This is a genomic window from Aquimarina sp. AU119 (assembly GCF_900312735.1).
Lineage (GTDB): Bacteria > Bacteroidota > Bacteroidia > Flavobacteriales > Flavobacteriaceae > Aquimarina > Aquimarina algiphila.
In genome coordinates, this window is record NZ_OMPF01000006.1 from 116,655 (window position 1) to 129,906 (window position 13,252).

The window sequence follows — 13,252 nt, forward strand, 5'->3', positions numbered from 1 at the left end:
ATCAAACCCCTACATTTGCCAAAAATTAGGCATTGCAACAGATCATATCAATAACAGGGATTTCTTCTATTTCTCCTTTAGGAATTTCTTCTGGTGACATTTGGGGAAAATATAAAGACCCTTCTCACTGTATTTCTTTTGAAGATTTTGGAAGAGAACAAACACCAGTGGCAGTACTGACTGCAGAAGCAAATCGAATGATTAAACAATTAAGAAAAGAGAATGCTCATTATGAAGCATTAGATAACTCTGTTCTTTTTGGAATATTTGCAGCAAGAGAAGCAGTAAAAAACGCCGGTTGGGATGATGATCCAAATTTTGGAATTAACATTGGATCTTCTAGAGGAGCAACAGCACTTTTTGAAAAATATCATCAGGAGTTTTTAGAAACAAATAAGTCATCTACTTTGAGCTCTCCTACAACGACTTTGGGAAATATTTCATCATGGATAGCTCACGATTTACAAACGATAGGGCCTGAAATCAGTCATTCTATAACATGTTCTACTGCTTTACATGCCGTACTTAATGGTGTTGCGTGGTTGCAATCTGGTTTAGCAGATAAGTTTTTGGTAGGAGGTAGTGAAGCTCCGTTAACACCATTTACTATTGCACAGATGAAAGCACTAAAGATTTATGGATCAAATAATGGATTGACATACCCTTGTCAGGCAATGAATTGGAATAAAACTCGAAATTCTATGTTTCTGGGAGAAGGAGCAGCTGTTGCTTGTATAGAAAAAGGAGCAAGAGAAAATGCAATTGCATATATTAAAGGAGTTGGATATGCAACAGAACCATTAAAACACAATATATCGATATCTACTCAAGCAGATTGTTTTCAGAAATCGATGAAAATGGCTTTAGGAAAAACTCCTACAAATGAAGTAGATGCTATTGTCATGCATGCACCAGGAACAGTAAAAGGTGATCAGGCAGAATATAATGCTATACAAGCTGTTTTTGGAGAAAACACTCCCGCCTTGACAACGAATAAATGGAAGATTGGTCATACATTTGGAGCCAGCGGAATTTTAAGTCTCGAACTTGGAGCTTTAATGATTCAACATCAAGAATTTATACCGGTGCCGTTTGTTACATATGATAAAATTCCAAAACAATTGAATAAAATAATAATAAATGCTGTAGGTTTTGGAGGTAATGCAGTTAGCATTTTATTAGAAAAACCCTTTAAATATTAACAAAGTTTATCATTTCATTGTTATTAAAAACCACGAATTTGATGTTTCTTCGTTGTGTTTTTTGATTAGAAACAATTACTTTTGAGGACTCACAATACCTTTTTTATGAGCGTTATTAGACACGATTGGACAAAACAAGAGATTCTAGATATTTATAATTCACCAATGATGGACTTGCTGTACAAAGCAGCTACGATCCATCGTCAGTATCATGATCCAAATACAGTACAGGTATCAACTCTGTTATCGATAAAGACAGGAGGATGTCCCGAAGATTGTGGATACTGCCCTCAGGCAGCTAGATATCATACTGATATCGAAGGAAATGATCTAATGAGTGTACAACAAGTAAAGGCGCAAGCACTTCGTGCTAAGGCTTCTGGAAGTTCCAGAGTATGTATGGGGGCAGCTTGGCGTAATGTTAAAGATGGGCAGGAATTCGAAGATGTGTTAGAAATGGTTCGTACGATCAATAAGCTCGAAATGGAAGTGTGTTGTACGTTGGGAATGATTACAGAAAATCAGGCACAACGATTAGCAGAAGCGGGTTTATATGCTTACAATCATAACTTAGATACCTCAGAAGAATATTATAAAGAAGTAATCTCTACAAGAGGATATGAAGATCGTTTAAAAACGATTGATAATGTTCGTAAAACAAATGTAACGGTTTGTAGTGGTGGTATTATTGGAATGGGAGAAGAAGTAGAAGACCGTGCAGGAATGTTAGTGGCATTATCAAAGTTAAACCCACAACCAGAATCTGTACCGATAAATGCCTTGGTAGCTGTAGAAGGAACACCTATGGAAGAAGAAAAACCGGTAGCTATATGGGATATGATAAGGATGGTAGCTACTACCCGAATTATTATGCCACAGACACAGGTGAGATTATCTGCAGGAAGAACAGAAATGAGTAGAGAAGGACAAGCCATGTGTTTCTTTGCGGGAGCAAACTCTATTTTTGCAGGAGATAAGTTATTGACTACTCCTAATCCAGATGTGAATGCCGATATGGAGATGTTTAAATTACTAGGACTTAATCCACAAAAACCATTTGTCAAAAAAGCACAGCCAGAAACAATAGAAGCAGAAGATTCAAAATATGAACCTATGGGCGAAAAACCTAAATGGTCAAGACCTGAACATACTATTGAAAGAAATGAGGCAGCAAAACAAAAAGCTAAAGGAGTAATAGCTGATAAATAAGATAATCTTTATTGTTAAGGGAAAAGATATATCGATTAATACATTGTTGTTTTAATTGTTAAATCTACTATATGTTATTAGTAGTATTTCCAATTATTATTTGTAGTGAAATTAAATTTAGAGCAAATACCAAGGGTAAAAACAATTACCAAAGAGAAGTTTCTTAAAGACCATGTCGAGTTACAAAAACCAGTCGTAATAGAAAGGTTGATTGAAGATTGGACAGCATATAAGAAATGGAATTTGTCTTATATCAAAACATTGGCAGGACATAAAACGGTGCCAATATATGATGATAGACCGGTTTCCTCAGAACGTAAATTTAATGAGGCACATACAAGTATGAAAATGAGTGAATACATTGATTTGCTCAAAAAAGAACCAACCAACTACCGTATTTTTTTATATAGCCTACTTAAAGAAGTACCAGAACTTCAGAATGATTTTACATATCCTGATGCGATAGGATTAAAATTCATGAAAAAATTACCATACTTATTTTTTGGTGGTGGTGGTTCCAAAGTTTTTATGCATTATGATATAGATTTAGCAAATATTCTTCATTTTCATTTTCATGGAGAAAAACAATGCATATTATTTCCTCCTTCAGAGACAAAATATTTATATAAAGTACCGCACTCATTAATATCTCATCAAGATATAGATTTTGAAAATCCAGATTTTGAAAAATGGCCTGCATTAAAAAATGCCAAAGGATATATTACAAATTTAAAACATGGAGAAACACTTTATATGCCAGAAGGATACTGGCATCAGATGACATATCTAACACCAGGTTTTTCTATGAGTATCCGTTCTGTCCCAAAAAAGACAACTAATTTTATTGAAGCTACTTATAATGTCTTTATTATGCGATATCTGGATAATTTTATGCGAAAAACTAGAGGTCAAAAATGGATTCAGTATAAAAATAATAAAGCCATATCCAGAACTAATAAAAGGAATGGACGATATTTTTAACATTTCTTCTTTCGAGATGTAGTTTTTTTATTGCAACAAAACAGCTTTTTATTGGTCAATAAAGATGATAACTCTTGGAACCTTAGATTGGTACAGATTTATTTAACCATATGAAGCTAGAAATAATTAATTAGCAAGAACCTGTGCTCATCTTTGATAAACAGGTGGTTATAGATTCCCATAAAAGAGATAAGTTACGGTTGTATTAAGATAAAAGAATTAAGAAAAAAATGAATGTTGCTCATCTTTTTTTGCTGATTACTGTTTCTCAAGGATTTATTTTTGGTTTTGCAATTCTTTTCTCTCCTTTTTATAAAAGTCAGGTCAATAATTACTTAGGATATGCTATACTGGTTTTGGCTTCATTAATGCTTAATGTTTACCTTGATGCTATTGATGTATTTGTTAAATACCCAAAATTTATGATATTATATGATATCGAATGGGTATTCTTATTTCCGGTTTTTTTCTTTCTTTATTTTTTAAAATCAATCAATCATGATTTAGGGATGAGTAAGAAACTGTTTTGGTTATATATGCCTTTTATTTTTTCTGTTGTCATTAATGTAATTTTTAATCTCGAATATGCTTATTCCTGGAAATATAAAGAGCTTGTATACGATTTGATTTTTGATTTTCAGGAATTAGGCTACTATTCATTTAATTTCATTCTCGTTATTTGGTCCTATAAAATTCTTAAAGAAGAAAAGTATAGAATGCATCCCAATAGTAGATGGTTGAAAAAATTGTGTGTTTGGATATTTTTCCTAGTAACCTCATGGATTATAATAGATATTATCGACATGATTTTTAATATAGGTTATGAAATTGGCATATCTATTATATGTACAGTGGCTTCAGTATTTGTGTTTTGGGTTGTGTATTATGGAATTTATACATTAAAACTAACCAATGATCAAAAAAATATTATAAGTGATGTTAACAATGGAACTTTACATGTAAACCTTACAGAAGTTCATGATAATACACAACAGGAAGTACCAACGAATACAGGTGCTTCATTTTCAGAAGATAATAGATATTTCTTAAAGTTAGAAAACCTTCTTCAAAATGATCATATTTATAGAGATCCTAATTTGAGCCAGGAAATTATAGCTAAACTATTAAATATAAGTTCTGGGTATCTATCACAGATTGTAAATGATATTACAAAAAAGAATTTTACTGTATATATCAATTCTTACAGAGTAAAGGAGGTAAAGGATATGATTCTTAATGCAGAGTTTGATAAGTATAGTTTATTAGCTATAGGTTTAGAGGCTGGTTTTAAGTCGAAAACTACATTTTATACCTCGTTTAAAAAAGAAACTGGATTGACTCCCAGCCAGTTTAGATCTAAAAACAAAAAGGTTCCGATTTTTTAAATTTTAATAATCTCGAACGTTGATTTCATACATCCTATCTAGTTTTGATGAGAATTAGATACAATATCGATCTATTCGTAAACTGATAACGGTGAGCAGGTAGAAACTTCATATCACCCTTTTTCAAATATTTTTTCGATACAATTGATTGATTTTTGATTTGTCAGTGAAATGTAACTCTTAAATATAAAACTAGTATGAATTCGAATTCGCACAACAATATCAAAATAGAAGTAATTAAAAACTTTAAAAGATGCTTTTTGCTCTTATTGATGGTTTTTTTCATGGCTTGTCAATCTGATGATGATCAGCCACAGCCAGAAGCAACTAAAAATGGTTTTTGGTTAGCAGCAGACAAAGGATATATCATTGAAATTAATGATAATAAAAGTGTATTGTATAATATAAATAAGGCTGGATGTGGCGTGGTAGAAGATGATTTTGTTGCAGAAGAATCTTTTGGAATTTCTCTGGATCTTATCAATGCTAACGAATTGATAGGCAGATCAGAGCTTATAGCATCAGATATTAAGTTTACTAGGTTATTAAATCAAAATGAATTTTGTCTTCCTGATCAGCTTTCTAAAACTGATGATCCAAAGGTTAATTTTGATCATTTTTGGAATATTTTTAATGATTATTATGCTTTTTTTGAAACTAGAAATGTAAACTGGTCTCAATACGAAAGTTTAAGAGATCAGGTAACTTCAGAGAACTTTTATGATGTTGTGATAGAGTTAATTTTCCTTTTTAAAGATGGGCATGTAGCTATTGAAGATGAAGCAAATGGTATCGAAATTAATTCTGGTTTACCTAGTTTGTTAGAACGATTAAATTCTAGTTTAAGTGGGGATCTCATTATTGATTCTGAAGAAGATTATGATAGACTTTATACTCAACGATTAGAAACTATTGGGGCAGCATATTTAGGCAATAAATTTGAAGCTGATGAAAGCGAAAATATAGCTTGGGGACTGATTAATGATAATATAGCATATATTAATGTTTTTGGTATGGCGGGTTATAGTACGAATGAAAAGAATGAACTGGAAACATTAAACACAGTATTAGATAGAATGATGAATGATCTTGAAGATTCTGGAATTTCTAAGTTAATACTGGATATTCGTTTTAATGAAGGAGGATATGATATGGTTTCTGTTAATATCGCTTCACGATTTGTAGATCAGGAGCAAGTAGTATTTTCTAAAAAAGCGAGATTAGGAGATAGTTTTACAGAAAGCACATCAATATCTGTGACCCCAAAAGGTGATTTTCAATTTACAGGAGATATTATAGTATTAACAAGCCCTTTGACAGCAAGTGCAGCAGAGATTTTTACGCTTTGTATGAAAGATTTGCCATATGTTACGATAGTTGGTGATAATACAAATGGAGTTTTTTCGGATATTTTAACACATACGTTACCAAATGGAGCCTTAATAGGACTGTCTAATGAAGTGTATAGCGATGCGAATGGAAAAGTATTTGAAACAATCGGTGTTGGACCAAGTGAAGAGAATAGAGTTCCGTTATTCTCGAATGATGATTTTATTGAAGAAAAAGATAGTGGAATTGATTTGGCAATAGAAATATTAAATAAGACACTTTAAAATCAAAAACCTCAAAGGATGTCATAATGATATCTTTTGGGGTTTCTTAGCCAAAAAGCTCATTCATTTTTTCATAAACAAGATGTGTCTCCCAACCTCGATATAAAAGGTAATCAACTAGTTTTTTGCGTTTTTTGCTATTGTTTTGTTCGGTAATACTATGATATTTTTTTTCTGAGAGAGCATGAAAGGTTTCAAAATAATCCTTTTCAGGAATTTCTTTAAGCGCAGTTTTTATATTGTAAGCAGAGATATCACGAAATTTAAGCTCTCTTACAATACGTTGTTTTCCCCATTTTTTAATAGTAAACTTTCCTCGTGCAAAACTTTTAGCAAAACGTTCTTCATTAAGAAAATTATGTTCTAAGAGATGTAGTATGATTTTTTCCTTGGCCTCTGGGATTAGCATCATTGTTTTGAGCTTACTTTCGATATCCTTATGACATCGTTCCTGGTAAGCACAATAATGCTCCATTTTTGCTATTGCTTCAGCAACGGTTACAGATTTAACTGGGTTCTTGTACATGGTTACAAATGTACAGTACTTATTAAGATTTGTGAAAAACTAAGCTTCCAAAATTAATAACCTATTTGTAATTACATCTTTTTTAGAAATTTTATATTCTTTGAGAAAGTTTATAATTTTTTCTTCTTCAGGCTTACCTTTAAGGTCCATTAATAACCTTTTTTTGGTTAACTTTTTAAGGTCTATGGGAGCATATTTGGTTTTAAAATAATAAGTGTCTAATATCGACCAGTTTGGAAATATCCTTCTGTTTTCTTTGTAGATGTGTAACCATTCATTAAAACCATCAAACTCACAAGAATTTCCGTTGGGGAGCATAGTAAAATGAAAAGGGTCTATTTCATGGTTGAGACTTAGATTTGAAACTATAATCTGTTTAAGTTCTTCTTCATTAATAGGATTAGAAGTGTAAAATAGGAGTGTTTCTAACTTATGAATAAGATCATAGGCTTCGATTTTACCCATTCCGTTAAATTTTTTTAAGATGTTGTACAGTAATTTTTTTTCATCATTCATGGTTGTTAGTTTTAAGATATAAAAAAGGTGATATTATTTAGGGGTTTCTGGATGAGAAGAATTCCTCTATATTCATAAAGAAAATAGAGGAATTTGAACTCACTAAACTCACTTCATTAGCTTACTCACTAATATTTTGCCTTTCTGGATTACTATAGTTTTTCATTTTAAAATCGAAAATGATTCATGATAAGGTTTCGGTTTAAATAATTCTGATCCATTCTTCTTTTCGATTTTGTATTGGATCCAGAAAGCTTAGATAATACTTTATAAGATTAATACTATTGCTTCTAAAATGGCTAAGATCTCAGAAGCATCAATTGATAGATAAGGTGTTTGATTCTTTTAAATTTTGTACAATTTGACCTCCAGTAGTGTTTATTAATTCTCCTGCATCTAATGCAGCAAATTGATGTAAAATTTTCATGTTTTTGATTTTTGAAACCTATCTATAAAGAGGCGGATTGATGAATAAAATGATTTAATAAATTATAGATTTATAAGGAACCTTAAGTTGTTTAAAGCCTCAACAAGTTTTTTTAACTCTGGACATTCAACATCCTCTCCTCCACAACCTCCGTTGATTGTTTTTACTTCTTTTGATGATAATGATGTGTATTGATCTAAGATTTGATTTTTCATGGGTTTTGATTTTGTGTTATCAGTGATTTTTGATTTATAATACAATGATATGATCTAGTTGTCTCATTATATGAGACTATGGTTTTTTGTTTTTTTAGAGCAGATTTTAATTCTTTGAAGCATCAATATGATCTGATATCAAAAATTGAATTTATGAGTATTTCTCTCTCGCAATACAATCATACAGTGAGATTGTATTATCTATTGAGATTGCTGTTTTTTTTACTCATATTATCAATCAAAAAAGGAGTTTTGTATTCATACAAAACTCCTTTTGTAATGACGAATCTTTTGATTCCTAGCGATTTTATAACTTTATTGAAAAAATTCCTTGTTGGTAGAGTACAGCTTGCTTTGGTTTAAAGAAGAGAATCTACGTGGTTTAATTTTTTCATTTTAAAAGATATTTAGATTATTTTTCTCCAACAGTAAGAGCAAATTCAACAATTGCCATTGCTGCGTCAATAATCGCATCTGTAACATCTTCTATAAAGTCACAAATACCACAACCACCATTAATTTCAGTTAATTCGGTCTCGTTTAAACTTTCAAATTCATTTAAGTTTTTCATAATTTTTAAATTTTAATGATTATTACTTTTTTGGTTTACTAATACATTTTCTTTCGTCAAATTAATGTGTTAGTATGTTTTTGTTGCAACGGTATCCCAAAGCATTATATGATGCTTTTTGGATACATCAATAGTAAGAAACCGTAGTCTCATTATTTGAGATATGATAGAAGTTTACATGCCTGCTTTTAGAACTTGATGTTTTGAGGATGTTATTCTTAACTGGCCTCTAATTGGCAAGTGAGTTTTGAGATATTACTAATGTTTATCAAAAGAAACCTCAAAACATTATATACTGAGGTTTCATTTTAAAAGATCATTAGCAATTTTATTTTGGAATTACCTTTTTTTGGATAAAAGATTATTAGATAATTTTATGTAAAAAGTCAATCAATACAAGCGCAATCATTATAATAGATACAATAGCTAAGATAATTTTAATAGATTTCTCAATTTTCACTTGTTTATTTATGTAATGAAAACCACCAAGAAGAACAGGGATTAATATTAAATAGAACATAGTGTTTTTTTATAGTGCAATACTACTATCAAGTTGTCTCATTTTATGAGAATGAAGAATTGAGAAACAATTTTAGCCTACGGATCATTTTACCATAAAATAGATATCCCCAGGTTAAATTGCATCTTTTTTTCAAGGGTAGAATATTCTGGAATAAAACCAAATGTTTTATAGGTTAAACCAACATTAGACATTAAGTTTATTTTTCTTTGTGAGTTAGAATAAATTTTATAGGCGGTATTAAACTCAGTTGCAAATCCAAAGTCACTTTTGTTGGTTGTGAACGATAGATTTGTGGGTTGTGACCAAAAATGTAATCCTGTTGATACCCATAACTTGTCATCATAAAATTTATAATTCATGATTTTAAAACCTCCTGCCAAGAACCAGGAATTTTTATTATGAGACTGTCTTAAATAGGAGTGGATTTTTAATCTATTATTTACAATCAGCCAAAAATTCTCATCGATAAAACCACCATATGGAGCCATTGTATACCCTAATCCTAAATTGAATTTAGAATTTTTAGAAAGTGTAAAATTGTTTTTTCCAATGAGTATTGGATTTAATAGGTTTAATAAAGAAAAGAAACCTACTTTTTTTATGAATTTCTTCTCCTCTTTGGTTAAGTCATCATGATCTGTATACCTATAGAATTCACTATTAGGTCTATGTAGATGCCTTACTGCGCCATAAAGATCATGCCCAACAATGTCTCTGTCTAATTCATTACTTTCTTCTTTTATGCTGGGAGAAAGCTTCGGGATTAAAGTGGTAAGATAATATCCTATTAATGCTAGTTTATGAGTATGATACTCGATGTTTAGATTTTCAAAACTGTCTTCCTCAAGAGCAATTAAACTTTCAGTCTTAGTAATTATAGAGAAGTCTGATTCTAGCCCAGCAGTATGTAGTCGTATATAATTGGGTAAGTCTGTATCACGAAGATTCTGTAAGGTGATATCGGTAACGCCTTTGACGTATGCTGCTCCTTCAAAAATTGAAAATGGTTGCGAAATAGCACCGATATTTAGTTGTGTCAAAACAGATCTATGCCCTTCCTCATGAGTGATTAGAAGTCCTAAAAAGGATGTCCCAAGCTGTAAAATTTTACCAGCTGTAGAAGGCTTTTGGTTTACAAAACGTGATAATATTCTGTATCCAGATAGATAGTTCTCATTATTTTGCCTCATGGTGAGATAATTCTCACCGTCAATCATAGTAAAGTTGTATAGTTTTAAAGACTCAGTTGTATGAATAGAATCTTTTTGTCCGTAAGTAAAATTATATATTAACAGACATGTAAGTACAATTTTATTGATTTGGGAAAGCATTTTTTTGAATAAAGACTTTTTCTATTTAAAGGGGAGTACCCTATTTTCAAGTTAATGGAAATAGGATACTCAAGTTATTGATTATTGATTAGCCTTATCATCTAAGCCTTGACCCAATCCCCATAGGAATCCAGCTACTGCAACCACTGCAAATACAGCTAGTAAAAAACCACCTTCAGTAGTTTCTTGCTCCTTGATAGTTAATTCTTGTACTCCAAAGTTTTCTAAATTTTTCATATTAAATGTTTTAAATGATTCTTAAGTTTTTATTTATCAGCTCCAGACGCTTTATACCCTAAGTAATATGCTACTGTAAATACTGCTGCGATTCCTAGAAGAACTAGGAATCCACCTTCGGTAGCTTGTTGTTCTTTAACCGATAATTCTTGTACTCCAAAATTTTCTAAATTTTTCATTTTCTGAAATTTTAAATGTTAGTAATTAATTTAAACACTCGAAATTTGTTTTCGTCAAAACATCTTTCAAGATTAGTATGTTGTTGCAACTATTATAAAAAGTAGTATACTGTACTTTTTACTTAACAATGATAGCATCGGGTTGTCTCATCTTATGAGAATGTTGCTAAAAAATGTAGTTTTTGAAAAGAATTTCCTCCACTCACAGATCTCATTTCATTAAATGGTAAGTCTTTTACATAAAAACCAAATCTAAATCCTACAGCTTCAGCATACACAAAGCTTTGTACGGTAAAGTCATATTCTATAGGAGCGTTTAACTCCTTCATCATTTCTATGATTCTATATAAGGTAGCTCTAGATACACCTAATCTGTTTGCCAAATCTATTGCTGTTCCTGTGGCTTCCATTCTAATAAGTTGATCGATTCTTTCAATAAGCTCTATTTGTTTAAGGATTGTAGTCATAATTGTATGTTTTTTAATAAATGATATTCGAGTGATTTTTTCAGATGGTATGCATAATGAATCGAATAGGTTCTCTTATGCTTAATCCATCATATCTTAACTTTTAATTATGCGACAGCATTTATTGTTGATATATTGTCTAGTTTAGGCATTTGTTTTTGCCATAGCTCATAGTACTTTTCCTTTTGAGCATATAATACTTTATGGTTTCCTTCTTCGACCACTTCCCCTTTTTCTAAGACCACTATTTTGTCGGCATTGACTACGGTACTCAATCTATGAGCGATAATGATGATAGTTTTATCCTGATCTCGTAGATTTTGTACAGCTCGTTGAATGTAGTTTTCTGATGCGCTATCTAGTGAAGATGTTGCTTCGTCTAATACCAGAATTTCTGGATTTTTGTATAAGGCTCTGGCAATAGCAATACGTTGTTTTTGTCCTCCTGATAAGGTGGCACCATTCTCCCCAAGATAGGTGGCAAAACTATTAGGTAGATTTTCTATAAATTCTAAAATACCGATGGTTTTGCAAACCTCCATAACCCTTTCCATATCAGGTACAAATTCTCCTACAGCAATATTTTCGATAACATTACCTGCAAAAAGATCTATCTTTTGTGGCACTACACTTACTACATCTCTTAAACTGCTATTTTCAATATGTTTAAGATCCTGATCCCCAATATATATTTGTCCTTTTTGGATTGGGTAAATGTTTTGTAGTAAAGACATTAAAGTAGATTTTCCAGAACCACTTTCTCCTATGATTGCGGTGATTTTTCCCTTCGGAATGTTAAGGCTAAAATCTTTAAAAACCTCTACTCTGGATCCATATCTAAATCCAACATGAGTAAAATTGATGTCTCCGATATTCTGTTTTGTGAAGGTTATTTTTTGTGCATCTTCTTCACGCTCCAGATCCATAATCTCAAACAAACGATCAGCTGCGATGAGTGCATTCTGAATTTGTTTGTTAGCACTAATTAACCCAGCAACCGGACTGGTGAAATATCCAATAATAGCATAAAATGCCATGAGTTCTCCAGCTGTAATTTCTTTTTCGATAACAAAATATGAACCACTCCATAATAAAATAATGGTAAACAATTGTGCTATTGTTCCCGTACTCGAAGCCGAAAACACAGTGTTTAAGGCAGATTTATATCCTGTTTTCAGCAATCCTATAAAACGTGTTTCGGTTTTAATATTGGCAAAATCTTCAAGACCAAATCTCTTGATTGTTCCTACAGAATTTAAAGATTCTACCAGTTGACTCTCTAAATCGGCAGATTTTTCCATGATACCCCGTTCAGTGCGCTTATTTAGCTTATTTGTGATGATGTATATAATAGCGTATACTGGGATAATGGCTAACATAATTAGGGCTAGTTTCCAATAATAGGTAAACATCAGACCAAAGGAAAAAATAAGAATCAGTATATTAACGGTTAGATTTAAGGCTACTCCATTAATGAAAGCTCTAATTTTTACAGCGTCATTAATCCTGGATATAATTTCTCCCACTCTCATCGTATCAAAGAATTGTTGAGGGAGTTTTAATAAATGTTTGTAGTACCCCAGAATCAGACGTGAATCAATTTGCTGACCTGTCTTGATTAGAAAAACATCTTTGTATGCTCCAACGATTAATTGTAAAATTAATAACACAATCATTGTAATCCCTAATAGGTTAAGCAATTTGGTGCTTGTACCCATAAACACATGATCAGTGAGTTTTTGGATATAGATGGAAGTCGAAAATCCAAGTAATGTATAGATAATAGCTCCTACAAAAGCCTGTATAAGTACTCCTTTGTGAGGTTTGAGTAAAAACCAAAAGCGTTTAAAAACAGATACTTTTTCATTAC

General features: G+C 31.6%; 14 protein-coding genes. 5 read left to right on the forward strand and 9 right to left on the reverse strand.

The annotated features are described in order from the left end of the window. Positions 1 to 32 precede the first annotated feature (32 nt). From DK442_RS06540 to DK442_RS06560, 5 genes are all read left to right on the forward strand, one after another. Complete coding sequence (locus DK442_RS06540) at positions 33 to 1,202, forward strand: beta-ketoacyl synthase N-terminal-like domain-containing protein (protein WP_109435058.1); 1,170 nt, start codon at positions 33 to 35, stop codon at positions 1,200 to 1,202. Between the two features lie 105 nt (positions 1,203 to 1,307). Continuing rightward, the gene (gene bioB, locus DK442_RS06545; RefSeq protein WP_109435059.1) at positions 1,308 to 2,411 is read left to right on the forward strand and encodes a biotin synthase BioB; all 1,104 of its coding nucleotides are present in this window, start codon (positions 1,308 to 1,310) and stop codon (positions 2,409 to 2,411) included. 105 nt (positions 2,412 to 2,516) lie between these two features. Further along, a complete protein-coding gene (locus tag DK442_RS06550; RefSeq protein WP_109435060.1) occupies positions 2,517 to 3,392 on the forward strand; it encodes a cupin-like domain-containing protein in 876 nt (291 codons plus the stop codon). A gap of 230 nt (positions 3,393 to 3,622) precedes the next feature. Next, positions 3,623 to 4,777 carry an AraC family transcriptional regulator gene (locus tag DK442_RS06555; protein WP_109435061.1) on the forward strand — a complete coding sequence of 385 codons (1,155 nt, stop codon included), beginning with the start codon at positions 3,623 to 3,625 and terminating at the stop codon, positions 4,775 to 4,777. 197 nt (positions 4,778 to 4,974) lie between these two features. Then, complete coding sequence (locus DK442_RS06560) at positions 4,975 to 6,390, forward strand: S41 family peptidase (protein ID WP_109435062.1); 1,416 nt, start codon at positions 4,975 to 4,977, stop codon at positions 6,388 to 6,390. Between the two features lie 46 nt (positions 6,391 to 6,436). Here the strand turns inward: DK442_RS06560 and DK442_RS06565 are convergent, their stop codons facing one another. The 9 genes from DK442_RS06565 to DK442_RS06590 all read right to left on the reverse strand — a co-directional run. After that, positions 6,437 to 6,916, reverse strand: coding sequence for a regulatory protein RecX (locus DK442_RS06565; RefSeq protein WP_109435063.1), 480 nt, complete (start codon positions 6,914 to 6,916; stop codon positions 6,437 to 6,439). A 39-nt stretch (positions 6,917 to 6,955) separates the two neighbouring features. Continuing rightward, entirely contained in the window at positions 6,956 to 7,432 is a 477-nt protein-coding gene (locus tag DK442_RS06570) for a hypothetical protein (RefSeq protein ID WP_109435064.1), read from the reverse strand. A 489-nt stretch (positions 7,433 to 7,921) separates the two neighbouring features. Next, complete coding sequence (locus tag DK442_RS28130; RefSeq protein WP_160114072.1) at positions 7,922 to 8,074, reverse strand: hypothetical protein; 153 nt, start codon at positions 8,072 to 8,074, stop codon at positions 7,922 to 7,924. Positions 8,075 to 8,486: 412 nt separating this feature from the next. Then, positions 8,487 to 8,645, reverse strand: coding sequence for a ComC/BlpC family leader-containing pheromone/bacteriocin (locus tag DK442_RS06575; RefSeq protein ID WP_109435065.1), 159 nt, complete (start codon positions 8,643 to 8,645; stop codon positions 8,487 to 8,489). Positions 8,646 to 9,254: 609 nt separating this feature from the next. Continuing rightward, positions 9,255 to 10,499, reverse strand: coding sequence for a hypothetical protein (locus tag DK442_RS06580; RefSeq protein ID WP_109435066.1), 1,245 nt, complete (start codon positions 10,497 to 10,499; stop codon positions 9,255 to 9,257). An 81-nt stretch (positions 10,500 to 10,580) separates the two neighbouring features. After that, positions 10,581 to 10,736: a hypothetical protein gene (locus tag DK442_RS28135; protein ID WP_160114073.1), complete on the reverse strand. Its 156-nt coding sequence runs from the start codon at positions 10,734 to 10,736 to the stop codon at positions 10,581 to 10,583. Positions 10,737 to 10,765: 29 nt separating this feature from the next. Next, complete coding sequence (locus DK442_RS28140) at positions 10,766 to 10,915, reverse strand: hypothetical protein (protein WP_160114074.1); 150 nt, start codon at positions 10,913 to 10,915, stop codon at positions 10,766 to 10,768. Between the two features lie 152 nt (positions 10,916 to 11,067). Then, entirely contained in the window at positions 11,068 to 11,382 is a 315-nt protein-coding gene (locus DK442_RS06585) for an HTH domain-containing protein (protein ID WP_109435067.1), read from the reverse strand. A 107-nt stretch (positions 11,383 to 11,489) separates the two neighbouring features. Further along, a partial coding sequence (locus DK442_RS06590) for a peptidase domain-containing ABC transporter (protein ID WP_109435068.1) occupies positions 11,490 to 13,252 on the reverse strand: 1,763 nt, incomplete at its 5' end.